Here is a 26,719-nt window from a genome sequence, read left to right on the forward strand (position 1 = left end):
CTAAGTCATGCCCCTTAATTTTGAGCCAAAACCGCTTGGGGGGCTACCTAACCCGCGTCTGTCTTCCCGCGCCTGTCCGAACGAAGACTGGCATACAGGACATGCGTCCTCCAACGCCCGTTGATCTGCAAGTACGACTGCGCGACGCCCTCGTATTTGAAACCCGAGCTTTCCAGCAAACCACGCGACGGTTGGTTTTCGGGCAAGCAGGCAGCCTCGATCCGGCTCAGATCCAGTCGGGTAAAGGCGTGATGGACGACTGCGCCTATAGCTTCGCGCATATACCCGTTCCGGGCAAAGGCCTGACCAGTCCAGTACCCCAGTGTCCCTGCCTGTGCAGGGCCACGACGAACGTTGTCCAAAGTAATCGCGCCAACCAGCAAATCGTCAGACCTGCGAAACAGAAACAGCGGTATAGCTGTGCCACTGGCAACAGACCTCTGCGCCCAATATACGCGATTGGTAAAGGACTTTCGGGTCAGATGATCCTTGGCCCAAATCGGCTCCCACGGGGTAAGGTATTCCCGCGATGCACGTCTAAGCGCAGCCCAATCGTTAAAATCGGAATGAACAGGCGGGCGCAGGCTCAGCCGCTCGGTTTCGAGTTTCAGCTTGCGTCGGCCCAACAGCATCACGCCGCACGCCTCTCCTGCATTTCAGCGAGCGTGGGCGCGCTGGACACCGGACCGTAAAGCGCCAGAGCCGCCGGGGCTTTCACGGCCATCGTCTCGGCAAAGGCGCGCACATCCTCGGTGCTGACCGCGTCAATCTTGGCAACTGTGTCTTCAAGCGATGGTACACGGTCCCAGATATGTACCAGACGCGCCAGCCGTTCCGCGCGATTCGATGGGCTTTCCAGCCCCATCAGCATACCGGCCTTCATCTGGGCACGAGCGCGAGCAACTTCTTCCGCGCTCATATCCTCGGCAGCGCGCTTCAACTCATCAATGGTAATTGTTGCCAAGTCGCCAACCTTATCAGCCGAAGTTCCGGCGTAGATCGTGGTTGTCCCGGTGTCCGCGTAAGCTCCGGTTTGGGCAAAGATCGTATAGCAAAGACCGTGGGTCTCGCGCACCTCTTGGAAAAGACGAGAAGACATCCCTCCTCCCAAAGCGGTCGAATAAATTTGTGCAGTATAAATCTCATCGTCGCGATAGCCTGGACTTTCCAGGGCTAGCGCGAAATGCGCCTGTTCCAGATCTTTTTCTTGTCGCGCTTCACCGCCAGTGAACCGTGCGGCTTCGGCGATCAGACCTTTACGCGGCTGCAAATGACCAAACATCTCTTCGGCCATCTTCACTAGAGTGTCATGATCAACAGCACCCGCGGCAGACAGGATCATCTGATCGGGGCCATAGTGTTCCGCCACGAAACCCGACAAGTCTTCACGCGAGAAGGCTTTGACACGCTCCGACGGGCCTAGAATAGTTCTACCCAGCGGTTGATCGTGATAGCTTTGCTCTTGCAGCCAATCGAAGATCACGTCGTCGGGGGTATCATAGGCCTCACCGATCTCTTGCAGGATCACACCCCGTTCAATCTCGATCTCACGGGGATCGAAGACCGGATTCATGACGATATCGCCGATCACATCCATCGCCAGCGCCACATCGTCCTTTAGAACGCGGGCGTAGTAGGCCGTGACTTCACGCGACGTGTAGGCGTTGATGTAGCCGCCTACATCCTCGATAGCCTCGGCAATTTGCAGCGCGGACCGCCGCTCGGTTCCCTTGAAGGCCATGTGCTCAAGGAAATGCGCAATGCCGTTCTGCTCGATCCGTTCATGCCGCCCGCCGGCGGTTACCCAGATGCCGATGGACGCCGATTGCAGCCCCGGCATATCTTCACTGACGATACGAAAGCCGTTCTTCAGTTGGTCTTGTCTGACAGTCACTCAGCAATATGCCTTTTGATATGATCCTCGATGGCACCCAAGTCATTGGCGACGCGGGTTACCCGTTCCGGACGTTCATACAGATCAGACATGCGGGATGGAAGAGGCGGATGCACATCGCTGGCTTTCTCGACTGCAGCCGGGAATTTTGCCGGGTGCGCGGTGGCTAGCGTAATCATAGGGGTATCGGCGCTTCGCTGGTCTTCGGCCACCTTGATCCCAACAGCGGTGTGAGGACACACCAGTTCGGCGCTATGGGCCAATGTTGACTTGATCGTATCGAGCGTTTCGTCTTCGGATACACGGCCCGAGTCAAAGCTTTCACGCAGTGCTTCCATCGCACCCTGGCTGACGTTGAACCCGCCAGTCTTGAGCTCATCCATCAATTGCGCCACGGCGGCGCTGTCTTCGCCATAAGCATAGTAAAGCGCGCGTTCAAAGTTTGAGCTGACCTGAATATCCATCGACGGGCTGATCGAGGGGATGGTGTCGCCCTTGAAATATCCCTCTCCCGACAGGCAGCGATGCAAGATGTCGTTCTGGTTCGTCGCGACCACCAGACGATCAATCGGCAGGCCCATACGCTTGGCAATGTAGCCCGCGAAGACGTCACCGAAATTGCCGGTGGGAACAGTGAAACTTACTTTGCGGTGCGGAGCACCGAGGCTAACGGCGGACGAGAAGTAATACACCACCTGTGCAAGCACCCGAGCGAAGTTGATCGAGTTCACACCCGCCAGTTTCACCCCATCGCGGAAATCAAAATCGTTGAACATGTCCTTTACAGCGGCCTGACAGTCGTCAAAGTCGCCGTCTACCGCCAGCGCGTGTACGTTGCTGTCAGCGGGTGTCGTCATTTGACGACGCTGCACTTCAGACACGCGACCATGCGGGTACAGGATGAACACATCCACCGCATCCAGCCCCCGGAACGCTTCAATCGCGGCAGAACCCGTGTCGCCACTGGTCGCACCGACAATTGTGACGCGATCGCCACGCCGTTTAAGCGCAACCTGAAACAACTGGCCGATCAATTGCATCGCGAAGTCCTTGAAGGCCAGCGTCGGACCGTGGAACAGCTCCAGAAGGAAGTGGTTTTCGTTCAGCTGCTTCAAGGGTGCACGAGCGTCGTGCCCAAACACCGCATAGGCGCGCGTGATGATCTCTGCAAACTCGTCTTGCGTGAACGAACCGCTGACATAGGGCCACATCACACGCATGGCGATCTCTTCATAGGGCAGTCCGGCCATTTCGGCGATCTCGTTCTGCGACAACACTGGGATTTCCGCCGGTAAGTACAGCCCACCGTCTCGGGCCAGCCCTGTCAGCATCGCCTCTTCAAAGCTCAGTTCGGGCGCTTGCCCACGGGTCGAGATGTATTTCATGTCGCGTCACTCTCAGAATTGGCGCGGCTGCGCCACAGGAAGTACCCAGTCATTGCGGCCCAGACCAGAGCCAGACCAAACCAGGTGATTGCATATTGCAGATGATCATTTGGGATGCCCGCTGTATCCACGGGCAATGGCGTAATGCCCGGATCTGTGTCGGACCGGGCGATCAACAGCACTGGCTCGGTTCCCAATGCAGCAGCCAGCTGGGGTATGTCCCTGGCAAACCAGATATTGGCGTCGAAATCAGCCTCGGGCGTATAACTGTCAATCTCGTCGGGCCAGTGCAGATTTCCAGTGATCTCCATCTGGCCGATTAAACGCTCGGCACCTTTTGCGGTCACCGGAATAAATCCCCGATCCACCAGTATAGTGCGGCCCTCGGTCTGAAATGGCGCGATGATACGGTATCCCGCCCCGACCTGCTTGACCGAAACCAGAACGTGAACTTCCTCTGGCGCCATCTCACCCGAGACCATGACAGGAAGGTACTTGTCCGCGCTTTCAGAAACCTCTGGCGGCAAGGCAACAGGCTCGGCCGAAATGCGATTTTCAATCTCGGCCAACACACCCTGTTTCCAGGCCAGCCTCTGCACTTGCCACATGCCCAGCGACAACAGCACGCCCAAACCGACGAGACCGAAGATCAACAGGAACAAAATGCGGTGCATTTCAGGAATAAACCTCGTTGCAGGAACCGGCGTCTTGTTAAGGGGCCTCTGGACCGAATTGCAACCACGCAATTGTATGGGGCGCAATCTAGCGCACCGGATAGAGAAAAAGCCGCCCCTGAGGACGGCTTTTGCAATTGGGTCACCTGAAAGGCGTTACATCAGCGGGGCCTGACCCCAGATGTAAACCGCGAAGAACAGGAACAGCCAAACGACGTCAACAAAGTGCCAGTACCAAGCTGCCGCCTCAAATCCGACGTGCTTTTCAGGCGTAAAGTCCCCGCGCAACGCTCGGATCAAACAGACGGATAGGAAGATGGTCCCGATGATGACGTGCGCGCCGTGGAATCCGGTTGCCATGAAGAAGTTCGAATAGAACTGGTCACCGCCAAATTCCCAACCTTCATGCGCAAGCAGTTCGTAGTATTCAAACGCTTGCAAGAAGGTAAATGCGATCCCCAGAACGATACCGATCGCCAAACCGTTGATCAAAGCTTTACGGTCGTTGTCGTGCACCAGCGCATGGTGCGCCCAGGTGATAGCGCACCCCGAAAGCAGCAGGACCAGAGTGTTGATCAGCGGCAGGTGGAACGGATCAACCGCATGAATATCGGGCTGAATGTATTCAGTACCGGCATAGTCGTACATCGGGTACATGCGATGCTTGAAGAACGACCAGAACCAGGCAAAGAAGAACATCACCTCGGACATCACGAACAGGATGAAGCCGTAGCGCAGACCGATGCGCACGACAGGCGTGTGGTCACCAGCGCGGCTCTCAGCCACAACTTCGGACCACCAGGCAAACATCGTGTAAAGAACGGCCACAAGACCCATCCAGAACATGAACGATGTTATGCCGTGCATCCACAGGACGGCTCCGAACAGCATCACAAAGCCGCCAATCGCGCCGATCAGCGGCCAGATCGACGGGGCCAGAATGTGATAATCATGGTTTTTAGCGTGTGCCATCAGCGTCCCTCACCTACAGGCGTTAGTTCGTGTTTGTATCTGCCTGCGTTTCAAGGGCGGCATAGCCCTCGGGCAGGTCAATTTCGTAGAATGTATACGACAGTGTGATCGTATGCACATACTTGGCTTCCAGATCCTCGACCAATTCCGGATCGACGAAAAAGGTTACCGGCATCTGCACCCGCTCGCCGGGTTCCAGCACTTGTTCTTCAAAGCAAAAACAAGCGATTTTTTGGAAGTATCCACCGGCCGAATAAGGCGCGACGTTGTATGACGCCTGCCCTGCAATCGGACGATCGGTTGGGTTGTACGCCTCGTAGAAGGCTAAACCGGTCTCACCAATGCGGACATCCATCTCGCGCTCGACCGGCTTGAATTCCCATGCCATGTCCTTGGCCTTAGAGGCATCAAAGCGAACAGTAACGATGCGGTCCAGAATATCTTCTGGCGCGGCCTCGGCCACCCCAGTGGTTCCGCCAAATCCGGTTACCCGGCAGAACCAGTCATAGAACGGCACAGCCGCCCAAGCCAAGCTACCCATCAGGATAACCACGCCCACAGTCTGAGCTACTGTTTTCTGGGGACCGGACAGCGCCATCAGTTCTGCACCTCTTCTACTGGCAGGCCCAGGCTCGTACCCGAGACCTTAACGATCGTCAGACCAAAGATGATCACGATAAAGGCGGCCAGTGTCAGGCCAACCCCCAAATTTCGGCTGAAGCGGCGTTGGTGCAGCTCGTGGCTTTTGCGCAGGCTCATGACCAACCTCCCAAACCGTAGGGTTTCAACAGCGCCTCGGCCAGAATCGCACCGAAGTGCAAGAATAGATAGAGCAGCGACAGCTTGAAGAAAGAGCGCTCGACCTTGAAGTTATCCGCTTCCGAGTCGTCTTCGGTCCGGCGCGAAATCTGCCATGCCCCACGCAGGAACAGCGCATTCATCACCACGGCGACAGTCAGATAGATTGGGCCACCTATACCCGAGAAAGCAGTACCAACGGCCAGCAGCGCCAGCAGCGCTGTGTAAACCAGAATATGCCAGCGGGTCGCGCGACGACCGTGTGTCACCGTCAGCATCGGCACACCGGCGTCGTCGTAATCTGAACGCATGAACAGCGCCAGTGCCCAGAAATGCGGCGGAGTCCACATGAAGGTCAGTGCGAACATCAACCATGGTTCGATTGACATCGAGCCGGTTGCCGCAACCCAACCGATCACCGGTGGGAAAGCCCCTGCCGCACCACCGATCACGATGTTCTGCGGCGTCGATCGCTTTAGCCACATCGTATAGACAACGACATAGAAAAAGATAGTGAAGGCCAAGAACGCTCCGGCGAACCAGTTGGTTGCAAGTCCCAGCATGATCACGGACAGACCGGACAGCGCCAGCCCAATGGCCATGGCCTCGCCTTCTTGGACTTTTCCTGACGGGATCGGGCGCCCTTTGGTTCGCTTCATCACCTTGTCGATATCGGCATCCCACCACATGTTCAGTGCGCCGGACGCGCCGCCACCGATGGCGATGAAAAGGATGGCGCAAAAGCCGACAAACGGATGCACCGGCACCGGCGCGGCCAACAAACCGACCAGAGCGGTAAAGACCACCAGCGACATCACACGCGGCTTCAGCAGTGCAAAGTAATCGCCAAAGCTGGCCTCGTCCGCGCGGGTCTGCGCGGATACGGTGCTGGCACTGAAGCTTGCGTCGCTCATGTTGGGTCCTTCTGGGGCGAAAGCTGCGCGATCACCGCGCAGCCTACATCATGTCAAACAGGCTTGCGCCCGTATTACTTCGAGGCAACCTGATAAGCAGCGGGCAGGCCTGCGTATTCGTCAATTGCGCCCTGCAGCCATTCTTCATACGCCTCTTCGCTGACCACCTTGACTGTGATCGGCATGTAGGCGTGGTCCTTGCCGCAAAGTTCCGAACACTGACCGAAGTAGATGCCTTCTTTGTCTGCTTCGAACCACAGCTCGGCCAGACGACCAGGCACACCGTCCTGCTTTACGCCAAATGAGGGGATCGTCCACGAGTGGATCACGTCCGAAGCAGTGACTTGCATGACAATAATCTTGCCAACCGGCACAACAACGGCGGTATCTGTGGCCAGCAGCCATTCATCATCACTGTAACCAGAATCGGCCAGCTTGGCGCGCATCGCGTCGTCCAGCACAAACGGAGTTACATCGGCATCTGCTGGGCGTGCGCCCTCGTCCAGAGTGGCTGGGTGGCCCAACAGGTAGCTGTCGAAGGCAAAATCGTGATCAACATATTCATAGGTCCAGTACCACTGGTTGCCGACCACTTTGATAACAACGTCGCCTTCGGGAATTTCTTGCTGCTTGAACAATACCGGCAGCGAGAACGCACCGATAAAGACCAAGATCAGAATCGGACCCAAGGTCCAGGCAATCTCAACCGGAGTGTAGTGCGAGAAGCGCGCAGGCTCAGGATTGTTACGCGAATTGTAGCGCACGATGCAGTAGATCAGCAGACCCGCGACGAGAAGACATATCGCGGTGATGATCACCAGAATCATTCCGTCCAACCGGTGAATCCCGTCGGCCAAGCTGGTGGCAGAGGGCTGAAAACCCATACCGCCGTCAACCGGCTTACCGATAATCTCAAGCTCCTGAGCCATAGCGGGAAGGCTGGAGAGGGCTGTTGCAAGCCCCGAAAGCATCAAAGCATTCTTCATTTTCTGTCCTGATCGTTTGATCTTTGCGTCCCTGGCGAAAAGGTGTGAATCAGTCGCACCTCTCCCGTTGTCTTTGGCCGCGTTAAAAACCATATTCCGTCGGGTAGATAAAGCAAAATGCTTGCGTCAAACAGACGCTATTTTTGATCTGGATCAAACCCGAAAGGTCTAAACGCATGCCCAACAACCCGTTTCGCCCGTTTGAAAGCGTTCTTCCGCAGGACGAAGCGCTTGCGGTGCTGCAATCTGCCACCGCCGGGGCCGAGGACGGAGAGCTGTTCGTCGAACGGCGGAAATCCGAGTCGCTTGTCTTTGATGACGGGCGTTTGAAGACAGCCTCGTATGATGCGTCCGAAGGTTTCGGTCTGCGCGCAGTACAGGGCGAGGTGGCCGGGTATGCACACTCCACGGACGTTTCGATCCCTGCCCTGAAACGAGCGGCTGAGACCGCGCGATTGGCTGTTGGCGATGGTGGAGGCACCTTGGCCTCAGCCCCACGGGCAACGAATACCCGTCTTTATACGGACGAAGATCCAATCGAATCCGCGAGCTTCCCCGTAAAGATCGAAACCCTGCGCGAAATCGACGCCTTTGCCCGCGATCTCGACCCGCGCGTTGTGCAAGTCAGCGCGACTATTGCCGCTGCCGTACAAGAAGTAGAGATACTGCGCCCTGACGGTGTTCTGGTTCGCGATGTGCGGCCAATGACGCGACTGAATATCTCGGTCATCGTGGAACAGAACGGCCGCCGCGAAAGTGGCTCGGCCGGGGGTGGCGGTCGTGTCGGTTTAGACGGCTTGATCGATCCAGCTGACTGGCAGGATAAAGCGCGCGAGGCTTTGAGAATTGCTTTGGTCAACCTGGACGCTGTCCCAGCCCCCGCCGGTGTGATGGAGGTGGCGCTTGGGCCTGGCTGGCCTGGTATCTTGTTGCACGAAGCCATCGGCCACGGGCTGGAGGGTGATTTCAACCGCAAAGGCAGCTCGGCCTTCGCTGGTCTGATGGGCCAGCAGATCGCCTCAAAAGGTGTGACTGTCGTGGATGACGGAACGATCGCTGACCGCCGCGGGTCTATCACTGTGGACGATGAAGGCACCCCAAGCTCCCGAACTGTGCTGATCGAGGATGGCATTCTTACCGGCTATATGCAGGACCGCCAAAACGCGCGCCTGATGGACGTTGCGCCCACCGGAAACGGTCGGCGGCAGAGCTATGCACACAAACCCATGCCACGTATGACCAATACGGTGATGCTGGGCGGTGACGCTGATCCGTCTTCGCTTGTGGCCGATATTAAGGATGGCATCTGGGCCGTGGGCTTTGGCGGCGGCCAAGTGGACATTACAAACGGAAAATTCGTGTTCTCGTGCACCGAGGCCTACAGAGTTGAAAACGGCAAGATCGGCGCTCCGGTCAAAGGAGCGACCCTGATCGGGGACGGACCCTCTGCTTTGAAACGCATTAGAGGTCTGGGCAATGACATGGCGCTGGATCCTGGCATGGGCACATGCGGAAAAGATGGCCAGTGGGTTCCGGTGGGCGTCGGTCAGCCTACAGTGCTGATGGACGGCCTGACTATAGGTGGATCGGCGGCTTAAGTCGGGATCGACTTCGGTTACGGTTAACACCTGAAACCACGCTTCGCGCTTTCATAGCACCTCCTCATGGTTTCCAAACGAGGGGGTGCTTTAATTTTTACCCTTTAAATCATGGTGTTGTGCGGTCTTAGGCGGCTAGTTAGAACAATTTTCCGGAAAATTTGAATGGATTCACAAGCTGTTAACCCCTGTGGTCGTAAACCAGTTTTGCAATCAGGCGGAGCATCGGATGACCGAAGAGCAGCTTTCTTCCAATCACCCCACTCTCCCACCCACCACGGAAGAGGATCGGTTTTCCTGGCTTCGTCTGTTGCGCTCGCGCAAGGTTGGTCCGACAACGTTTCGTCGGCTGATGCGCGAACATGGCTGGGCGCAGAACGCGCTGGCCGCGCTACCTGAAATGGCACGTGCTGCCGGAATTGAAGGGTATGAAATTTGCCCACCCGGCGTAATTGAGGCGGAACTCAAGGCTGCGAAAGCCGCCAACGCGCAGCTTTTGTGCCTTGGGTCCGCTGACTTTCCGGACGCTTTGAATGATCTGTCCGACGCCCCTCCTATGCTTTGGGCCATTGGCGATGCTTCCATCCTGCGTCGCAATTCCGTGGCGATGGTCGGTGCGCGCAATTGCTCGTCTTTGGGCGCACGAATGGCCCGCGGGCTTGCTACTGACCTTGGAAAAAAGGGGTATGTTGTTGTATCCGGTCTGGCGCGCGGAATTGATACATCGGCACATATTGCGGCGCTGGACACCGGCACGGTGGCAGTGATGGCTGGCGGTGTCGATGTGATCTATCCTGCCGAGAACACCGATCTTGCCCGCGATATCGCCCGATCCGGTTTGCGTTTGTCAGAGCAGCCCATGGGCGTAACGCCGCAAGCCCGCCACTTCCCCCGCCGCAATCGTATCATCTCGGGCCTTGCACAGGCGGTTGTGGTCGTCGAAGCCGCAGCCAAGTCCGGCAGTTTGATAACGGCTCGTGATGCCTTGGATCAGGGGCGCGAGGTTCTGGTGGTCCCTGGCCATCCTTTTGATGCCCGCGCCGCCGGGTGTAATCTGCTCATCCGCGATGGAGCCACACTGGTCCGGTCTGCCGAGGATGTGATCGAGGCACTGCCAAAACAACAGTTAGATTTGTGTGAACCTTCCCAGCCCGAAAGAATTCCTGAACCCGCGTCATCGGGTGCAGCGCTGCATCGCGAAATACTTTCCCGGCTTGGCCCCTCACCCATTGCCGAAGATCAGCTGATCCGCGACATCGCAGCTACAGCAGGAGAAATCGGCCCGGTTCTGGTGGATCTGGAACTGGACGGGCGCATACAGCGACAACCCGGCGGTTTGTTGTCCCTGACAGCCTAACCAGAGAATTTGTGTCCGGCGCTAAAAAATTCCGCGTCTAGGATACTGAAATCACCGTCAAATTCCAGTTTTTGAAGGAACGCATTGACAATTCGCTCTTGCCCTACACATTTTGCACAATCATAGAAGGCGCCCAATCCGTCGAGCGAGGTTTTCCCTTAAATGCCTGTAGTTGTTGTAGAATCCCCTGCCAAGGCCAAAACAATCAATAAATATCTTGGCCCCGACTACACGGTTCTGGCGTCTTATGGCCACGTTCGTGACCTGCCCCCAAAGGATGGTTCTGTCGATCCAGAGCATGAATTTGCGATGAAGTGGGAGGTCGGCAATGACAGTCGCAAGCACGTTAAAGCCATCGCCGACGCGCTGAAGGAAGACAACGCTCTGATCCTCGCAACCGACCCCGATCGCGAGGGCGAAGCGATCAGCTGGCACCTGCAGGAGGCGTTGACCAAGCGCCGCTCGATCAAAAAAGACACACCGGTCTGCCGTGTTACGTTTAACGCGATTACCAAAGATGCTGTGACCGAGGCGATGCAGAACCCGCGACAGGTCGACATGCCGCTGGTCGAGGCTTACCTGGCTCGCCGCGCGCTGGATTATCTGGTTGGGTTCAACCTGTCGCCAGTCTTATGGCGCAAGCTGCCCGGTGCGAAATCTGCGGGTCGCGTGCAATCGGTTTGCCTACGTTTGATCGTCGAGCGTGAAATGGAGATCGAGGCCTTCAAACCGGTCGAATATTGGTCTGTCCGTGCGCTGTTCGAAACACCACGGGGCCAGACCTACGAAGCGCGCCTGGTTACTTTGGCGGGCAAGAAGCTGGACAAGCACGATCTGGCGAACTCGACACAGGCCGAACTTGCGGTGCAGGCGATCACCAGCCGGGCGCTGAGCGTCACCTCGGTCGAAGCCAAACCTGCCGCGCGCAATCCAAGCGCTCCGTTCATGACATCCACTCTCCAGCAAGAAGCCAGCCGCAAATTCGGTATGGGTGCGCGGCACGCGATGCAAGTCGCGCAACGCCTCTATGAGGCAGGCTATATTACCTATATGCGGACCGACGGCATTGACATGGCTCCCGAGGCCGTGGCGTCGACCCGCGATGTGATCGCGGATCGGTACGGCGCAGAATATGTGCCCGACAGTCCACGCATGTATAAAAACAAGGCCAAGAACGCGCAGGAGGCCCACGAGTGTATCCGCCCAACGGATATGTCGCGCGATGCCAAGGCGCTGAAGGTCACGGATGAGGACCAGCGCAAGCTGTATGACCTGATCTGGAAACGTACTATCGCCTGCCAGATGGCGGCTGCTCGGCTGGAACGCACGACCGTTGAGATCGGCAGCGACGATGGCCAAGTCGGCCTTCGTGCCACCGGTCAGGTGGTTCTGTTCGACGGCTTTATGCGCGTGTATGAAGAAGGCCGCGATGATGTGGCCGATGACGATGAAAAGCGCCTGCCTCAGATCATGCAAGGTGATCCGGCGCCATTTTCCAAAACTTCACTGCGGGATCAGTTCGCTAAGGCGACAGGTGACGACAAAGCTGCCGTTCTATCCGAGAATGAAGCTGTTCTGGCCCTGCAACACCACACCCAACCACCACCGCGCTATACCGAGGCAACTCTGGTCAAGCGGATGGAGGAATTGGGCATCGGGCGCCCTTCGACCTACGCCTCTATCGTCACAACGATTCAAGACCGGGAATATGTTCGCAAAGACAAGAACCGCCTGATTCCGGAAGAAAAGGGCCGGATTGTCACGATTTTTCTGCTGAATTTCTTCCGTCAGTACGTCGGCTACGAATTCACTGCCAACCTCGAAGAACAACTGGATGACGTCAGCGCCGGAGACCGTGATTACAAGGACCTGTTAGGCAAGTTCTGGCGTGATTTCTCGGCGGCGATCGGCGAGACATCTGAGCTGCGTATCTCAGAAGTGCTGGATAAGTTGGACGAAGTGCTGGCACAACAATTGTACCCACCGCGCGAAGATGGGTCCGATCCCCGCACCTGCCCAAAATGCGGCGTTGGGCAATTGCACCTGAAGACTTCTCGTACCGGTGGTTTCGTCGGTTGTGGCAACTACCCCGAATGCACATATACCCGCCCCATCGCTGGCGAAGGCGCCGAGGGCGACGAACGCCTGTTGGGTGAGGATTCTGGTGATGAGATCTGGCTAAAGTCCGGTCGTTTTGGTCCTTATGTCCAACGTGGCGAACCCACGCCCGAGAACAAGAAACCCCCGCGGGCCTCGCTGCCGCGTGGGTGGAACAAAGATGACATGGACCTGGACAAGGCGCTTACGCTTCTGTCCCTGCCCCGTCAAATCGGTGAACACCCTGACGGCGGTATGATTAGCTCGAATTTCGGGCGGTTTGGCCCCTACCTGATGCATCAGCTGCCGGAAGAAGCGAAACCGGTCTATGCCAACCTCAAAGATCCGAACGATGTCTTTGAAATCGGAATGAACCGTGCGGTCGAACTGCTGGCCGAAAAACGAGCCAATCCGGGGCGCGGACGTCGGGCCGCTGCCAAGCCGCTGAAAGAGTTGGGTGAACATCCCGACGGCGGAGCTATGCAGGTTCTCGACGGTCGCTACGGGCCATATGTGAAATGGGAAAAGGTCAACGCAACCATTCCCAAAGACATCAAGCCAGAAGACGTAACGCAAGAAATGGCTATCGAACTGGTCAATGAACGCGCGACCAAAAAAGGCACCAAGAAGAAGGCGGCGCCCAAGAAAAAGGCCGCAACCAAGAAGGCCGCGACTTAGGTAGAAATACCACACAGCCTTGGATTCGTTGACTTCCCCATGACCTGACGGCACAACCTGCCTATCAACAGGTCTTTGGGGGAGTGTTCCATGAAGAAAATCTATGCCAATGCCACCGAAGCACTCGACGGAGTGCTGTCGGATGGCATGTTGATTGCGGCGGGTGGGTTCGGCCTGTGCGGCATCCCCGAACTGCTGCTTGAAGCGATCAAAGAAGCGGGTGCTCAGGACCTGACCTTTGCCTCGAACAACGCTGGCGTTGACGACTTTGGCATCGGCATTCTACTGCAAACAAAGCAGGTCAAGAAGATGATCAGCTCTTATGTAGGTGAAAACGCCGAGTTCATGCGCCAATACCTGGCCGGAGAGCTTGAGCTGGAATTCAACCCACAGGGCACCCTGGCCGAGCGTATGCGCGCCGGCGGTGCGGGTATTCCCGGCTTCTACACCAAGACCGGTGTGGGCACCGTGATCGCCGAAGGTAAAGAGCACAAAGACTTCAACGGCGAAACCTACATCATGGAAGAAGGCATCTTTGCCGATCTCGCCATAGTCAAAGCGTGGAAAGCCGACGACACCGGTAACCTGATCTTCCGCAAGACCGCCCGCAACTTCAACGTACCCGCCGCGACTTGCGGCAAGATCTGCATTGCCGAGGTTGAAGAAATCGTCCCGCGCGGCTCGCTAGACCCTGATCAGATCCACCTGCCCGGTATCTACGTTCATCGCATCATTCAGGGCGATCACGAAAAGCGCATCGAACAGCGCACCACCCGCAAGAAGGAGGACGCATAATGCCTTGGGACCGCAATCAGATGGCCGCTCGCGCGGCGCAAGAGCTGGAAGACGGCATGTATGTGAACCTCGGCATCGGCATTCCGACGTTGGTGGCGAACTACGTGGGCGACAAGGACATCACCCTTCAGTCCGAGAACGGGATGCTGGGCATGGGTCCGTTCCCTTACGAAGGCGAAGAAGACCCGGACCTTATCAACGCAGGCAAGCAGACGATCACGGAGCTGTCGCGCACCTCATATTTCGATAGCGCGACCTCTTTCGGTATGATTCGCGGTGGTAAAATTGCCGCGGCCGTTCTGGGTGCGATGGAAGTGGACGAAGAGGGCGACCTTGCCAACTGGATGATCCCCGGTGTGCTGGTTAAAGGCATGGGCGGCGCGATGGACCTTGTGGCCGGTGTCGGCCGTGTGATCGTTGTGATGGATCACACCAACAAACATGGAAAATCCAAACTGCTTAAGAAATGCACTTTGCCGTTGACCGGCAAGCAAGTCGTGGATCGCATCATCACCAATCTGGGTGTTCTGGACGTAGTCGAAGGTGGATTGAAAATTGTCGAACTGGCCGCGGGTGTGACCGAAGACGAGATTCGCGCGGCCACAGAAGCCAAGATCGTCAACTGATCTTTACAAATAGGGCCCGCCAAAACTGGCGGGCCTTTGTCAATTCAAGGTTTGAAATACGCACCCGTCCGAAATCAGTTCGGGCGGAGTTGAGCAAAGCGCCTTCGCAATCTGAAAAGCAGCAAGAACCTTGGGCACGTAGTCCCGAGTTTCCGCGTATGGGGGGACACCGTCGTGTTTTCTCACCGCCCCCTCGCCCGCGTTGTACCCCGCCAACACCAGAATCGGATCATTTCCGAACTCTTCCATGAGCCAATTCAGATATTTCACGCCACCCGAAATGTTTTGCGAAGGCACAAAGCTGTCCTTAACGCCAAAACGACGGGCCGTGGCGGGCATCAACTGCATCAGACCTTGCGCTCCGGCAGAACTGACTGCATCAGCACGGCCTGCGGACTCAACTGAAATCACTGCAAGCACCAGAGCCGGTGAGACATTCGTTCCTACGGTCGAACGCAGAATCTCAATCCCTTGCTTCTGTGCAATATTCTGAAGGGTCTGCAACCGCGGCGAAGCGACATTGGTCGCCGCCAAGGCGTTTATGGCAGCGCTCAGCCGACCTGCGCCGCCTTCGGCCAGCGCCGGAGAAACTTTGTCCCAGAACGCCTTGTAAGAGCCGACCGGTTTGTTCTGCGGCCCAGTACCCGGAACGCTCGGAGGAACGACCTTGGTGCGCGCCACAATTTCGGGAATCACGATTTCAACCCCAGTGCTGGGCGCAAAAGGTGCCGCAGCGTGTTCTTCAGGTGAAATCTGAACAGTCACTTTGGGCCGTGAACCCGGCTTAGGGGGCTTCACTCTTTTATATACGCCTCTGGGCTCAGTCTGATTTGCGATGACAGGCAAAGCTCCTGACATCAACAACGCCACTATACCAGCGCAGGTCACTGCGACCCGGAGTTTCATATTGCCTGCCTCGTGTTTATGCTTTTGCTTTTGTGCGATTTGAAACGCAAAGACCTTTGCAAAGCCAGAGAAACGCTGCGAATTGGGGCAGTTTCGCCTCATTTGGCGCAATTTTGCATCGTCTCCACCGGGTGACTTCGGTTCTTTTGGATTTTTTAGTGTTTATTTTCTTATACTTAGGAAATTTTTCATCAAAAAGTTAAGCGAAAATTAAAAAAAACGGTGTTTGGCCCAATTCCTGCCACTCCTAACAGGCAAAACTAATGCCATACCGAGACGGTCGGGAGCGGACTGAGAGAGAAAGCTCTGTAGCACGCCGAGGTTTATTTACTTTTTGATCCTTTAGGAGGGACGTAACATGATCAAGTTCATCAAGAACTTCCGCAAAGACGAAGACGGCGCTGTAACAGTTGACTGGGTTGTTCTGACCGCAGCAGTCGTTGGCCTGGCCGCAGTTGCCTATGGAGCAATTGGCGGTGGCACCAAGGATATCGCTGACGCTGTTGGCTCTACACTGAGCGGCACATCAGTAGCAAGCAGCCTGAATGTTAACCCTGAATAAGTCAGCTGCTTAATCTAAAAGACTTTAGAGTGGGGCCTTGCCTGTTTCGGCATGGCCCTTTTTTTAAACCTCTCGACATCTGGTGCTCACATGACGAACAGAATCAGATATTTCACAGAGAACGAAGATGGGGCCGTGACAGTTGATTGGGTGGTCCTAACTGCTGCAATCGCATTTATGGGCGGTTTTGTCGCTCTTTATATAGCCGAACCCGTCAAGGGAATTGATGCAAAAAGCGGACAAGCTCTTTCTAGCGCCGCAACCCAAGTCGAACAAATGGAAATTGTAGTCGAGTTCAGCGATCCGCCGTCCTGACTAATCTAAATTCAGGTTGATCTGAAAGTCACGGATCAGAACAAATTCACGCATTGTCCCCCTTTTCGACACAATTCTATTCTACACGGGGTCAATCGATGTCGTATTCAGTACGGCACAGAACAAGAAAAACTGTATAAGGGGACGCGGATGCGTGCAGTATTTGGACTTGTCCTGTTAATCGGGTTGGGTTTGGCCGGCGGCGCTGTTTATTTGGCGCGAGACTACATCGCGCAATATCAGGACCAGCTTGCCCAAGAGCGCAAAGCCACGCAGGATGCATTGGCCAACGTAAAAACTATTCCAACCGTTGGCGTCATAGTTTCTGATCGCTCACTGAAATATGGAGAGCGCCTGACCACTGAAGACGTCAGAATCGTAAACTGGCCAGAGGATGCGATTCCAGAAGGCACCTTTGTAGACATGGCCGTTCTGTTCCCTGAAGACGCAAAAGGCGACCGATTCGTTTTAAGGACAATGGAAAAAGACGAAGCGATTCTTGGCGTAAAAGTCACCAATCCTGGGGAGTCCGCTGGACTTGTTTCGCGAATCGAAAAGGGCAAGCGCGCATTTGCCTTTAGGGTTGACGTCGCATCGGGCGTCTCCGGCTTTCTGCGGCCAGGCGACGTAGTGGATGTCTATTGGACTGGGTCCGTCAGTGGTAATTTTGAGGGCGCTGGTGGCGAAATCACGCGGCTTATTCAATCCAAGATTGAACTTATTGCAGTCGACCAAACTGCTGGATCCGACATTACGGGCGCAACAATCGCTCGCACAGTGACGGTTGCCGCGACACCAGAGCAAGTTGCCGCTTTGGCGCAGGCCCAAAATACTGGACGCATGTCGCTAGCCTTGGTTGGGGCGCAAGATGACACAGAAGAGATCAGCGCGATCGAAGTGAACCAACAAAAACTGCTTGGCCTTAAAGAGACGGCCCCCGCCCCGGTTGCTGTCCAAGAGGAAATCTGCACTGTAAATACGCGCCGTGGTGGGGAAATCGTCAAGACCCAAATCCCCTGCACAAACTGACGCTAAATCAGGGCCTTACTCAGACAAGCCGCGCCATGTGCGCGGCTTGTTTCCTTTCGCATGTTGCGCATTCCCCACATAAGGAAACTTCCGGAAACCATTGATTATTGCAATAAATTCGTAATTCGCGCAGGGTTATTCGGCATAGGGCAATAGACCCCAAACGAGGCGTGATCGGAGAGGCAGGTCACATGAAAATTAGTTCTTGGATCAGCGCAACCCTGCTTGGGTTGTCGCTTGTAATTAGCCCGCTCGGCCAAACGGCCTGGGCGGAAACCTTACGTGTGGTAAAGAATGGCACAGCTGAAACGCTGGACGTTCCCATGAACCGCGCAATCGTTGTTGAAAGCGAAGAACCATTTGCAGAGCTCAGCATCGCAAACGCTGGCATTGCGGACATTTCGTCGCTTTCAGACCGCACGATTTACGTTCTGGGTAAGGCGCCAGGCCTTACCACGCTGACATTGTTTGACGGCGCCGGCAACTTGCTGGCAAACGTCAGGGTTCGTGTCTCACCGGACGTATCGGAGTTTAAAGAGCGTTTGCGGCAGATTCTTCCGGCCGAGCCGATCGAAGTGCGTACTGCAAACGACGGTATCGTCCTGTCCGGCACCATTTCAAGCAGCGCCAAATTGGCCCGTGCCTTGGAATTGGCTGAGCGGTATGCGCCTGAACGGGTTTCAAATCTGATGTCAGTCGGGGGTGTGCAGCAAGTGATGCTCAAAGTGCGCTTTGCTGAGATGAGCCGATCGGTGGCCAAAAGCTTGACAGCATCGCTGGGCTTTGGTGGCAGCGATGTAACTGGTGGCTTCAACACTCTGAACTCTGCTGGCGCCTTGGCCAATGCTCTGAACAACAACATCCCTATCCAGCAAACGAATACAGGTGCAATCCTGTTTGGGTTCGGGGCCGGATCTACGCAAGTTCGTCTCTTGCTAGAAGCTCTGGAAGCAAAAGGTCTTGCGCGCAGCTTGGCAGAACCGAACTTGTCTGCATTATCTGGGCAAGAGGCGGAATTCCTTGCTGGTGGTCAAGTTCCGATTCCAGTTCCCGCGGACGACGGGAATATTGCCATTGAATACAGGAACTTCGGTGTACAGGTACTGTTTACACCGCGAGTGGTGGATGGCGATCTGATCAACCTTGAGATGGGTGCATCTGTCTCGAGCATTGATAACAGTTCTGACTTTACAATCGCAGGCAACAACGTGCCTACCTTTATTGCTAGACAAACTAAAACGACAGTTGAACTGCGTGATGGTGAAAGCTTTGCAATTGCTGGCCTGATTCAAGATGACTTCACGGATCTGAACAGCCAGGTTCCTTGGATCGGTGATGTGCCGGTACTGGGCGCATTGTTCCGTAGCGCAGAGTACCAGCGCCAACAAACTGAACTGGTTATCATCGTCACTGCGCATCTCGTGTCACCGACGCGTGGAGAAGCACTTGCTTTACCAACTGATCGTGTCAAACCGCCGAGCGAATTTGACCTATTCATCAACGGAAGAACCGCACGCACTGAGCGTCCGGGGGCCGGAGGCGCATCCGAAGTCGCAAAACAGGACTTCGGCAGCTCTTACGGCTATGTGTTGGATTGATAGGAGGATAGGACCAATGAAAAAGTGGATAATCACACTGGGTCTTTCGGTCGCTGTCGCCGCTTGTACGCGTGAGGCCGGATACGAAGTTGATCAAGGTGCGTTCGGAAATGCGACCTTGAACAATGTCCAGGTCATGAACGGCGAGCTGACCTACGCCCAAATCTTGGGCCAGCGATTCGCAGCCGAAGTGCCTACGCAGATCAACTTTGCCTTTGACAGCGCACAGCTTGATGCGACAGCTCAGCGAATTTTGCTGCGCCAAGCCGATTGGATCAAGCAGTTCCCTGAGGCAAGGTTCCGCGTATACGGTCATACCGATGCTGTGGGTTCATCGAGTTACAATAAAGCCTTAGGTCAACGGCGCGCCAATGCTGCAGTTGCGTTCCTTACACAACAGGGCATTTCTCGATCACGCCTCGAGGCAGTGGTGTCGTTTGGCAAAGCGCGTCCACTGATTGACACTCCGAACAGGGATCGCCGTAACCGTCGAACCGTGACCGAGGTATCAGGATTCGTGGATCGCGCACCGCAACTTCTGGACGGCAAGTACGCTGCAGTGATTTATCGCGAGTATGTCGAGAGCGCGACGCGTCCAAGTTACATTGCGCGTGAAGATACTGCCGAGTCTGGCGACGAATAATCGCATGGAAATGGGCGGCATCGTCGCCCATTTCCCAACAATTGGTTCTTTTGCGCCTAAATGTTGCCTAAGTTCCAAGCCAAATTCTCTACAATTAGGTGACCTGTGGCTCAAATGGCCGCAAAGGGACGACGGCACACCGGACAGAGTTCTCAAGCTCAATCGGGGTGCCAGCTCTCGCGACGAGGATTGTGTTAATGACCAGCGCTACGCCACAAAACGAAAATGCCATCCTGGCCTGCACTATCAGCCGTGATGTCCAAAATTTCGATCTCTTGATCGAAGATATGGAAGCGGCTCTGGGAGAGCGGTGGGGTGATCTTGGATTTGCCGAAGCTCTGGCTTTTTTCAGCCAACCCGATGCTGATTCTCTGGAATTTGTTGCTTTGGCGATTGACGGTGAAGACGAAGATAACTTGTCACTGATGGGTGAGATCATCACCCGTGCCAAAGAAAAAAAGATCAAGATTGTTCTTATTGCTGAGGATGTTACGCCAGCCTCACTGCATCAGCTTTTGCGCAAAGGTGCTGATGAATTTGTCCCCTACCCGCTTCCCGAGGGTGAGCTTCAAGAAGCCATCCAGCGGATGAACCAACCCGATCCGGTTGCAGTTCAGCAGGCCGCAGCCCCGATGGCCCAAGGTGAGTCGAAAGAAGGGGCTTTGTTCGTGGTGCATGGATTGGCCGGTGGCGTGGGCTCGACCACAATGGCGGTCAATCTGGCTTGGGAACTGGCAACAGTTTCAGATAAAGACGCACCGTCTGTTTGCCTTCTGGATCTGGATTTGCAGTTCGGCACAGTTTCGACCTATCTGGACCTACCGCGTCGCGAAACCGTCTTTGAAATGCTGTCAGACACATCCTCAATGGATGATGACGTATTCTCACAAGCGCTTCAAAACTATGAAGAAAAGCTTTCTGTTTTGACGGCACCTTCGGACATGGTTCCGCTGGATTTAATCACCCCCGAAGACATTGAAAAAGTCATCGACACCGCACGGCGGCGTTTTGATTATGTCATCGTGGATATGCCCTCGACGCTAGTTCATTGGTCAGAAACCGTTCTTCAAAGCGCCCACGTTTATTTCGCTATGATTGAGCTGGATATGCGTTCAGCCCAGAATGCGCTGCGCCTAAAGCGTGCCTTGCAGGCTGAAGAATTGCCGTTCAACAAGTTGCGCTTCGCATTGAACCGTGCACCAAAGTTCACCGATCTGAACGGCAAGAGCCGGGTCAAACGGATGGGTGAAAGCCTGGGAATTTCTATCGATCTACTGCTGCCCGAAGGTGGCAAACCCGTCATGCAAAGCGGCGATCACGGACAGCCGCTGGCCAGTGCAGCCGCCAAAAATCCGCTACGCAGGGAAATCGCAAAACTCGCGAAATCCCTTCACAGCCTTGGCAGTAGCGACGCTGAAGCCGCGTAACCAGTATTAAAGGGAGAAAGCCGCCGTGTTTTCAAGATACAAGAAGCAGCCCGAAGCACAGCCGGTTCAACCACCGGCCGCAAAGCCGGCGCCTGTCCCTGAAAAAGCGCCGACAGCCAACGCGGTGGCCCGGCGTCCTCTGAAAAACAAAGCAGCGGAACCTGTAGGTGCCGATCGCGAACGCAAGCGCAAAGAACGCCTGGGCGAGATCAAGGTCGAACTGCACCGTGAATTGCTGGAAAACTTGAACCTTTCTGCGCTCGAAAATGCAGGCGAGGCAGAACTACGCGCGGAAATCAGCGCTATCGCCAGCGAAGTTCTCGAGTCCCGAAATATTGTTCTGAACCGCGAGGATCGCTCGCAACTGAACAAGGAACTCTACGACGAAGTCACTGGCCTTGGTCCACTTGAGACCCTACTGCAGGACGATTCAGTCAACGATATTCTGGTGAACGGCCCGCAACAGATTTTTGTGGAACGCGACGGTAGGTTGGAAATCAGCGACATTACCTTCAAGGACGAAAAACACCTGATGCGGATCATCGACAAGATCGTGTCCGCCGTTGGCCGTCGTGTCGATGAATCCAACCCATATGTTGACGCCCGTCTTGCAGATGGTTCGCGTTTCAACGCGATGGTTCCACCAATTGCGGTGGACGGATCACTGGTTTCGATACGTAAGTTCAAAAAGGATAAGCTGGGCATCGACGACCTAGTGAATTTTGGCGCTTTTACCGAAGAAATGGCTGCTTATCTGCAAGCCGCAGTGTCGACTCGTCTAAATATCATCGTGTCGGGTGGTACGGGTTCGGGTAAAACGACGACCCTGAATGCCCTATCCAGCTTTATCGATGATGCAGAACGCATCCTAACGATCGAGGATACGGCGGAACTTCAATTGCAACAAACCCATGTGGGTCGAATGGAAAGCCGTCCACCTAACGTGGAAGGCAAAGGTGAAGTCAGCCCGCGCGACTGTCTTAAAAACGCTCTGCGGATGCGGCCTGACCGCATCATCGTGGGCGAGACGCGTGGCGCTGAGGTGATCGACATGCTTCAGGCGATGAACACCGGCCACGACGGTTCAATGACAACGATCCACGCTAACTCGGCGCGGGATGGTATCTCGCGTCTAGAAAACATGATCGCGATGGCTGGGATTGAGATGCCGATCAAAGCAGTTCGTAGCCAAATCTCAAGCGCTGTGAACCTGATCGTACAGGCCAGCCGTCTGCAGGATGGCTCGCGCCGTATGACGTCAATCACCGAAATCACCGGCATGGAAGGTGACGTAATTTCGATGCAGGAAATCTTTAAATTTCAACGTGTTGGACTGACGCCCGACAACAAAATCATCGGTCACTTCACTGCAACTGGCGTGCGCAGTCACTTTTCCGAGCGTTTCCGTCTTTGGGGGTTTGATTTGCCCACTTCAATTTATGAACCAACGACGATGTAGGAGATCTGAACATGCAACTGCCTGTTGAGGTGATCATATATGTAGTGGTCTTCGTCGCGGTGTTCGCGCTGGTTGAAGGCATCTATCTTGTGGCCTTCGGGAAATCAATTAGCCTAAACAGCCGCGTGAATCGGCGTCTCGATATGCTGGACAAAGGCGTTGGGCGAGAGCAGGTTCTGGAACAGCTGCGCAAAGAGATGCAGCAGCACATGAAGTCCCAGAGCATTCCGCTTTATTCTTTGCTGGCTGATAAAGCGCAAAAGGCGGCAATAGCCTTCTCTCCTAGACAACTGATCCTGGTTATGGTTCTGGTTTCCGGCTTTGCGTTTGTCGGCCTGAGCGTTGGCACTGCAACGGAAATGGTATTGCGCGTCGCCTTGTCGGTATTGATCGGTGTTGGCGGGGTCTACACTTGGGTGAGCCGCAAAGCCAAAAAGCGCATGGACATGATGGAAGAGCAGCTTCCAGACGCAGTAGAACTTATGGTCCGTTCTCTGCGTGTGGGTAATCCGTTTGTGTCTTCAGTTCAAATTGTCGCCAACGAAGTGCAGGACCCGCTTGGCACGGAGTTTGGTGTGATCGCTGACGAATGCGCCTATGGACGTGACATGGGCGAAGCTTTAAAGGATCTGGCTCAGCGACTGGATATGCAGGATCTCCGCTTTTTGGCGGTTGCTGTCGGCATCCAACAGCAATCAGGTGGTAACCTTGCCGAAATTTTGGCTGGTCTGGCTCAGGTGATCCGCGCTCGTTTCCGTCTATTCCGCCGTGTGAAAGCGATTACGGCCGAAGCGCAATGGTCAGGTAAATTTCTTTCCGGTTTCCCACTGTTTTGCCTGGTGTTTATTCTTGTAAATGACCCCGGGTACTATGATGACGTTCTGGATCACTCCTTGTTTATCCCGCTCTGCTTTGTTGTCGGTATCATGCTGACGCTGAACATCATCGTCATGAAAATTCTCACCAACATTAAGGTCTGAGGGCGCGATTATGGAATTTCTGAACCCAATCAACGACCTGATTAAACAGCATCTGGGTGAGTTTGGCCCACTCATAGTACTTGGTGTTCTAGGCCTGTTAATGATCATCATTGCAGTGTCTTTGATGCTCAACCAACCAGAAGATCCACTGAAAAAGCTGCAACGGTCGACGACGGCTCCTAAGGCCGACAAAAAGGTCAAGAAGGACAAACTTCGGAACGCCAGCCGAAACGAGCAACTGGAGAAGTTTGCCACTTTCCTCGAACCCAAAAACGAGGAAGAACTGTCGGCAATACAGCTCAAACTGCGGCAGGCGGGATATCACTCGAAAGATGCGGTGCGCTTCTTTCACTTTGCTCAGTTTGCCTTGGGAATTGTAGGCATCTTGGTTGGCGTCATGTTGGTGACAGTACTGGCAGGTGATCAAGAGTTTACACCTTCGCAGATGGCCATTCGCGTTATTATCCCTGTAGTCGTGGGGTATTTCCTTCCAAAGTACTGGATCACAAGACGCGTTGAAGAAAGGCACGAGGCAATAACTGCCGGCTTCCCAGATACGCTGGACCTAATGTTGGTCTGTGTCGAAGCTGGTCAGTCACTGGATCAGGCAATCGTACGTGTTGCGAAAGAAATGAGCGCCTCATACCCAGAGATTTCACAGGAATTCGAAATTGTTGCTTACGAATTGAAGGCCGGCAAAGAAAAGGACTCGGTACTGCGCGACTTTGCCACGCGCTGCGGTGTGCAGGACGTCAGTGCGTTCGTGACCGTTATGATCCAATCCGCAACATTCGGTACCTCTATCGCCGATGCTCTGCGGGTCTATGCGGGCGAGATGCGCGACAAACGCGTAATGCGCGCAGAAGAAGCCGCGAACAAGTTGCCAACAAAGATGACACTTGCCACAATGATCCTTACTGTCCCGCCATTGCTGATCATCCTGGTTGGACCTTCGGCAAAGGGCATCGCAGAACTTGGAAAGTAGGCAAGCGGCTGAAAACCTAATGATATCGGAATACAGACGCGCCCATTTCGGGATGCACCGCGCATTGAAGGCCGCCATGGTTATCGCCCTGGTGGCCTCGTGTACGGATGCAAGTCTGAACGATGACCTTGATGCCCCTGGAATAGACCCAAAGGGCCAAGGCGAAGACGAAATAACGGTTGGCAACCGGCTGATGGCTGCTGGTGAGTATGAACTGGCGCTAGATTCCTTTTCGCGTGCTGCGTTGGACCAAGGGATGACCACGCAAATACTGACGTCAATGGGAACAGCAAATTTGGGGCTCAGACGTCTTGGGCAGGCCGAAACCTTGCTACGCCGAGCCGTCCAGGACAACCCAGACTGGCCTGTCGCCTGGAACAACCTAGGAGTGGCTCTAATGGAATTGGGTGAATACCCAGAAGCCGCCCAAGTTTTCAAACGTGCCTACGCTCTGGACAATGGCGAAAGTGACGCAATCCGAGACAATCTGCGCTTAGCACTCGCAAAAATGGAAAATCCTGTTAATACTACGGCAGAAGAACAAGAATTTACGCTGGAGCAGCAAGGCGACGGGCAATTCAAGCTACGCAAGCTCCCGTGACAGAGGCAAGAGCAGTAAGGGACGCAAAAAATGCGCCAACATTTCTTGATTGCGCCAATCGTCGTGTGCGGGCTGGTTCTGTCTGCGTGCGAAAAGGAAACCGAAGAAGAAAAAGTCGAACGCACCTATCAGGAAGTCAACGTCATTGACGAGACCAACCTGAACGAGGTTCTACTAACCGCAGCAGACCCGAACGAAGCTGTTACCTATTTTCAGGGTGCAGCTGCTAAGAATCCCGGTCGCATAGATTTGCAGCGCGGACTGGCGATTTCATTAACCCGGGCCAAGCGGACAACCGAAGCAGTCTCTGCCTGGAAAAAAGTTACGACGATGAAGGGGGCTGCGAATATCGACAAAGTCGAGTATGCTGATGCCCTTGTGCGCGCCGGGAACTGGGGGCAAGCACGATCCGTCTTGAATGGCATTCCGCCCACATACGAAACGTTCAAACGCTATCGCCTAGAAGCTGTGGTCGCTGATTCAACGAAAGATTGGAAACGGGCAGACCATTTCTATGAAACTGCGGTTGGCTTAACGACACGTCCTGGTGGCGTCATGAACAATTGGGGTTATTCCAAGTTAACCCGCGGCCAGTATTCCGAGGCGGAACGTCTGTTCACCGAGGCGATCCGTCAGGACCAGTCCCTTTTCACTGCCAAAAATAACTTGGTTCTGGCCCGTGCAGCGCAGGGGAATTACAGTATGCCCGTTGTTCCCCTAACGCAGGTTGAGCGCGCCATGTTGTTGAATACCATGGGGATTTCGGCGGTGAAACAGGGTGACGTGACAACGGCAAAGAACCTGTTCCGCGAGGCCATAGCCACTCATCCGCAGCATTATGACGAGGCAGTTCGCTCGCTCCGCGCTTTGGAAGGCGCCTGATTAATGGAAATTCCTGCGCATGCTGCGCTGTGGTTTCTACCGTTTGTCCTGCCAATTTGTTTTTACGTGGCATTCACTGACTTGCGGCAGATGCTGATCAAAAACCACGCCGTAGTTGCGCTTGTCCTTGTTTTCATTGTTGTTGGTCTGTTTGTTCTACCACCTTGGTCGACAGATTGGACGGCGGTATCTTTCGGGCCAATATCGCTAGCTTTACCCCTGTATGTTTGGCACTTGCTTCACATCGTGGTCATTTTGATTATCGGCATTTTGCTTAACGCGGCAGGCGTTATGGGGGCTGGTGACGCCAAGTTTCTGGCCGCTGCATCTCCGTTCGTCTGGGTTGGCGATACACGGCTGATTTTGGTCGTTCTTGCGCTTACCACGCTTGCAGCTTTTATCACTCACAGGCTGGTTAAAAGAACGCAACTGCGCAATTTCGCACCAGATTGGGAAAGTTGGAGCAGAACCAAACATTTTCCGATGGGCTTCCCGCTAGGTGGAACTCTGGCTCTCTACCTGATCCTAGGTACTGTTTACGGCTCGTAAACTATCATT

Annotated in this window: 27 protein-coding genes; 17 read left to right on the forward strand and 10 right to left on the reverse strand. The window is 54.9% G+C overall.

Going from position 1 to position 26,719, the window contains the following annotated elements:
* Positions 1–47: 47 nt before the first annotated feature.
* The 9 genes from ACR0L3_RS13300 to coxB form a co-directional block, all read right to left on the reverse strand.
* Positions 48–632 (reverse strand): GNAT family N-acetyltransferase, encoded by a 585-nt coding sequence (locus ACR0L3_RS13300; RefSeq protein ID WP_480746396.1) that lies wholly within the window; start codon positions 630–632, stop codon positions 48–50.
* Complete coding sequence (locus ACR0L3_RS13305) at positions 632–1,894, reverse strand: M16 family metallopeptidase (RefSeq protein WP_480746216.1); 1,263 nt, start codon at positions 1,892–1,894, stop codon at positions 632–634. The genes ACR0L3_RS13300 and ACR0L3_RS13305 overlap by 1 nt, the downstream gene beginning before the upstream one ends.
* Positions 1,891–3,279, reverse strand: a complete 1,389-nt coding sequence (thrC, locus tag ACR0L3_RS13310) for a threonine synthase (RefSeq protein WP_480746217.1) — start codon at positions 3,277–3,279, stop codon at positions 1,891–1,893. Before thrC ends, ACR0L3_RS13305 begins: the two co-directional genes overlap by 4 nt.
* On the reverse strand, positions 3,276–3,953 hold the full coding sequence (locus ACR0L3_RS13315; RefSeq protein ID WP_480746218.1) for an SURF1 family protein: 678 nt from the start codon (positions 3,951–3,953) through the stop codon (positions 3,276–3,278). The genes thrC and ACR0L3_RS13315 overlap by 4 nt, the downstream gene beginning before the upstream one ends.
* A 156-nt stretch (positions 3,954–4,109) precedes the next feature.
* Positions 4,110–4,925 (reverse strand): cytochrome c oxidase subunit 3, encoded by an 816-nt coding sequence (locus tag ACR0L3_RS13320; protein WP_480746219.1) that lies wholly within the window; start codon positions 4,923–4,925, stop codon positions 4,110–4,112.
* A gap of 22 nt (positions 4,926–4,947) precedes the next feature.
* The gene (locus tag ACR0L3_RS13325) at positions 4,948–5,523 is read right to left on the reverse strand and encodes a cytochrome c oxidase assembly protein (protein ID WP_480746220.1); all 576 of its coding nucleotides are present in this window, start codon (positions 5,521–5,523) and stop codon (positions 4,948–4,950) included.
* On the reverse strand, positions 5,523–5,684 hold the full coding sequence (locus ACR0L3_RS13330) for a hypothetical protein (RefSeq protein WP_480746221.1): 162 nt from the start codon (positions 5,682–5,684) through the stop codon (positions 5,523–5,525). Before ACR0L3_RS13330 ends, ACR0L3_RS13325 begins: the two co-directional genes overlap by 1 nt.
* A complete protein-coding gene (cyoE, locus tag ACR0L3_RS13335) occupies positions 5,681–6,637 on the reverse strand; it encodes a heme o synthase (RefSeq protein WP_480746222.1) in 957 nt (318 codons plus the stop codon). Before cyoE ends, ACR0L3_RS13330 begins: the two co-directional genes overlap by 4 nt.
* 74 nt (positions 6,638–6,711) lie before the next feature.
* Entirely contained in the window at positions 6,712–7,623 is a 912-nt protein-coding gene (coxB, locus tag ACR0L3_RS13340; RefSeq protein ID WP_480746223.1) for a cytochrome c oxidase subunit II, read from the reverse strand.
* Positions 7,624–7,799: 176 nt separating this feature from the next.
* On the opposite strand from coxB, the gene tldD reads away from it, so the two are divergent.
* The 5 genes from tldD (at position 7,800) to ACR0L3_RS13365 (ending at position 14,774) form a co-directional block, all read left to right on the forward strand.
* A complete protein-coding gene (gene tldD, locus ACR0L3_RS13345) occupies positions 7,800–9,221 on the forward strand; it encodes a metalloprotease TldD (RefSeq protein WP_480746224.1) in 1,422 nt (473 codons plus the stop codon).
* 229 nt (positions 9,222–9,450) lie between these two features.
* A complete protein-coding gene (gene dprA, locus ACR0L3_RS13350; protein ID WP_480746225.1) occupies positions 9,451–10,578 on the forward strand; it encodes a DNA-processing protein DprA in 1,128 nt (375 codons plus the stop codon).
* A 162-nt stretch (positions 10,579–10,740) separates the two neighbouring features.
* The gene (gene topA, locus ACR0L3_RS13355; RefSeq protein ID WP_480746226.1) at positions 10,741–13,353 is read left to right on the forward strand and encodes a type I DNA topoisomerase; all 2,613 of its coding nucleotides are present in this window, start codon (positions 10,741–10,743) and stop codon (positions 13,351–13,353) included.
* A 90-nt stretch (positions 13,354–13,443) separates the two neighbouring features.
* The gene (locus tag ACR0L3_RS13360; RefSeq protein WP_480746227.1) at positions 13,444–14,148 is read left to right on the forward strand and encodes a CoA transferase subunit A; all 705 of its coding nucleotides are present in this window, start codon (positions 13,444–13,446) and stop codon (positions 14,146–14,148) included.
* The gene (locus ACR0L3_RS13365; protein WP_480746228.1) at positions 14,148–14,774 is read left to right on the forward strand and encodes a CoA transferase subunit B; all 627 of its coding nucleotides are present in this window, start codon (positions 14,148–14,150) and stop codon (positions 14,772–14,774) included. Before ACR0L3_RS13360 ends, ACR0L3_RS13365 begins: the two co-directional genes overlap by 1 nt.
* Positions 14,775–14,813: 39 nt before the next feature.
* On the opposite strand, the gene ACR0L3_RS13370 is transcribed toward ACR0L3_RS13365, so the two are convergent.
* A complete protein-coding gene (locus ACR0L3_RS13370; protein WP_480746229.1) occupies positions 14,814–15,680 on the reverse strand; it encodes a lytic transglycosylase domain-containing protein in 867 nt (288 codons plus the stop codon).
* Between the two features lie 358 nt (positions 15,681–16,038).
* Between ACR0L3_RS13370 and ACR0L3_RS13375 the strand changes: the two genes are divergently transcribed.
* The 12 genes from ACR0L3_RS13375 (at position 16,039) to ACR0L3_RS13430 (ending at position 26,710) form a co-directional block, all read left to right on the forward strand.
* Positions 16,039–16,242 (forward strand): Flp family type IVb pilin, encoded by a 204-nt coding sequence (locus ACR0L3_RS13375; RefSeq protein WP_480746231.1) that lies wholly within the window; start codon positions 16,039–16,041, stop codon positions 16,240–16,242.
* A 90-nt stretch (positions 16,243–16,332) separates the two neighbouring features.
* Entirely contained in the window at positions 16,333–16,557 is a 225-nt protein-coding gene (locus ACR0L3_RS13380; protein WP_480746232.1) for a hypothetical protein, read from the forward strand.
* Between the two features lie 150 nt (positions 16,558–16,707).
* Positions 16,708–17,586, forward strand: coding sequence for a Flp pilus assembly protein CpaB (gene cpaB / locus ACR0L3_RS13385; protein WP_480746233.1), 879 nt, complete (start codon positions 16,708–16,710; stop codon positions 17,584–17,586).
* A gap of 191 nt (positions 17,587–17,777) precedes the next feature.
* Positions 17,778–19,184: a type II and III secretion system protein family protein gene (locus ACR0L3_RS13390; protein WP_480746234.1), complete on the forward strand. Its 1,407-nt coding sequence runs from the start codon at positions 17,778–17,780 to the stop codon at positions 19,182–19,184.
* A 16-nt stretch (positions 19,185–19,200) separates the two neighbouring features.
* Positions 19,201–19,827: an OmpA family protein gene (locus tag ACR0L3_RS13395; RefSeq protein WP_480746235.1), complete on the forward strand. Its 627-nt coding sequence runs from the start codon at positions 19,201–19,203 to the stop codon at positions 19,825–19,827.
* Positions 19,828–20,024: 197 nt separating this feature from the next.
* Entirely contained in the window at positions 20,025–21,254 is a 1,230-nt protein-coding gene (locus ACR0L3_RS13400) for a CpaE/TadZ family protein (RefSeq protein ID WP_480746236.1), read from the forward strand.
* Between the two features lie 25 nt (positions 21,255–21,279).
* Complete coding sequence (locus ACR0L3_RS13405) at positions 21,280–22,713, forward strand: TadA family conjugal transfer-associated ATPase (RefSeq protein ID WP_480746237.1); 1,434 nt, start codon at positions 21,280–21,282, stop codon at positions 22,711–22,713.
* Positions 22,714–22,724: 11 nt separating this feature from the next.
* Positions 22,725–23,693, forward strand: coding sequence for a type II secretion system F family protein (locus ACR0L3_RS13410; RefSeq protein WP_480746238.1), 969 nt, complete (start codon positions 22,725–22,727; stop codon positions 23,691–23,693).
* 10 nt (positions 23,694–23,703) lie between these two features.
* Positions 23,704–24,678, forward strand: a complete 975-nt coding sequence (locus tag ACR0L3_RS13415) for a type II secretion system F family protein (RefSeq protein ID WP_480746239.1) — start codon at positions 23,704–23,706, stop codon at positions 24,676–24,678.
* 76 nt (positions 24,679–24,754) lie between these two features.
* Positions 24,755–25,279 (forward strand): tetratricopeptide repeat protein, encoded by a 525-nt coding sequence (locus tag ACR0L3_RS13420; protein WP_480746240.1) that lies wholly within the window; start codon positions 24,755–24,757, stop codon positions 25,277–25,279.
* A 30-nt stretch (positions 25,280–25,309) separates the two neighbouring features.
* Positions 25,310–26,161 carry a tetratricopeptide repeat protein gene (locus tag ACR0L3_RS13425; protein ID WP_480746241.1) on the forward strand — a complete coding sequence of 284 codons (852 nt, stop codon included), beginning with the start codon at positions 25,310–25,312 and terminating at the stop codon, positions 26,159–26,161.
* 3 nt (positions 26,162–26,164) lie between these two features.
* Complete coding sequence (locus ACR0L3_RS13430; protein WP_480746243.1) at positions 26,165–26,710, forward strand: prepilin peptidase; 546 nt, start codon at positions 26,165–26,167, stop codon at positions 26,708–26,710.
* The last annotated feature ends 9 nt before the right edge of the window (positions 26,711–26,719 follow it).

This window comes from Ruegeria sp. CK1, from assembly GCF_056536545.1.

Coding starts and splice junctions, on each gene's coding strand:
- ACR0L3_RS13400 (WP_480746236.1), top strand. CDS start 20,025: ATGACCAGCGCTACGCCACAAAACGAAAATGCCATCCTGGCCTGCACT.
- ACR0L3_RS13425 (WP_480746241.1), top strand. CDS start 25,310: ATGCGCCAACATTTCTTGATTGCGCCAATCGTCGTGTGCGGGCTGGTT.
- ACR0L3_RS13365 (WP_480746228.1), top strand. CDS start 14,148: ATGCCTTGGGACCGCAATCAGATGGCCGCTCGCGCGGCGCAAGAGCTG.
- ACR0L3_RS13330 (WP_480746221.1), bottom strand. CDS start 5,684: ATGAGCCTGCGCAAAAGCCACGAGCTGCACCAACGCCGCTTCAGCCGA.
- ACR0L3_RS13395 (WP_480746235.1), top strand. CDS start 19,201: ATGAAAAAGTGGATAATCACACTGGGTCTTTCGGTCGCTGTCGCCGCT.
- ACR0L3_RS13325 (WP_480746220.1), bottom strand. CDS start 5,523: ATGGCGCTGTCCGGTCCCCAGAAAACAGTAGCTCAGACTGTGGGCGTG.
- ACR0L3_RS13430 (WP_480746243.1), top strand. CDS start 26,165: ATGGAAATTCCTGCGCATGCTGCGCTGTGGTTTCTACCGTTTGTCCTG.
- ACR0L3_RS13315 (WP_480746218.1), bottom strand. CDS start 3,953: ATGCACCGCATTTTGTTCCTGTTGATCTTCGGTCTCGTCGGTTTGGGC.
- ACR0L3_RS13410 (WP_480746238.1), top strand. CDS start 22,725: ATGCAACTGCCTGTTGAGGTGATCATATATGTAGTGGTCTTCGTCGCG.
- cpaB (WP_480746233.1), top strand. CDS start 16,708: ATGCGTGCAGTATTTGGACTTGTCCTGTTAATCGGGTTGGGTTTGGCC.
- ACR0L3_RS13300 (WP_480746396.1), bottom strand. CDS start 632: ATGCTGTTGGGCCGACGCAAGCTGAAACTCGAAACCGAGCGGCTGAGC.
- cyoE (WP_480746222.1), bottom strand. CDS start 6,637: ATGAGCGACGCAAGCTTCAGTGCCAGCACCGTATCCGCGCAGACCCGC.
- coxB (WP_480746223.1), bottom strand. CDS start 7,623: ATGAAGAATGCTTTGATGCTTTCGGGGCTTGCAACAGCCCTCTCCAGC.
- ACR0L3_RS13320 (WP_480746219.1), bottom strand. CDS start 4,925: ATGGCACACGCTAAAAACCATGATTATCACATTCTGGCCCCGTCGATC.
- dprA (WP_480746225.1), top strand. CDS start 9,451: ATGACCGAAGAGCAGCTTTCTTCCAATCACCCCACTCTCCCACCCACC.
- ACR0L3_RS13420 (WP_480746240.1), top strand. CDS start 24,755: ATGGTTATCGCCCTGGTGGCCTCGTGTACGGATGCAAGTCTGAACGAT.
- ACR0L3_RS13390 (WP_480746234.1), top strand. CDS start 17,778: ATGAAAATTAGTTCTTGGATCAGCGCAACCCTGCTTGGGTTGTCGCTT.
- topA (WP_480746226.1), top strand. CDS start 10,741: ATGCCTGTAGTTGTTGTAGAATCCCCTGCCAAGGCCAAAACAATCAAT.
- tldD (WP_480746224.1), top strand. CDS start 7,800: ATGCCCAACAACCCGTTTCGCCCGTTTGAAAGCGTTCTTCCGCAGGAC.
- thrC (WP_480746217.1), bottom strand. CDS start 3,279: ATGAAATACATCTCGACCCGTGGGCAAGCGCCCGAACTGAGCTTTGAA.
- ACR0L3_RS13360 (WP_480746227.1), top strand. CDS start 13,444: ATGAAGAAAATCTATGCCAATGCCACCGAAGCACTCGACGGAGTGCTG.
- ACR0L3_RS13375 (WP_480746231.1), top strand. CDS start 16,039: ATGATCAAGTTCATCAAGAACTTCCGCAAAGACGAAGACGGCGCTGTA.
- ACR0L3_RS13415 (WP_480746239.1), top strand. CDS start 23,704: ATGGAATTTCTGAACCCAATCAACGACCTGATTAAACAGCATCTGGGT.
- ACR0L3_RS13370 (WP_480746229.1), bottom strand. CDS start 15,680: ATGAAACTCCGGGTCGCAGTGACCTGCGCTGGTATAGTGGCGTTGTTG.
- ACR0L3_RS13380 (WP_480746232.1), top strand. CDS start 16,333: ATGACGAACAGAATCAGATATTTCACAGAGAACGAAGATGGGGCCGTG.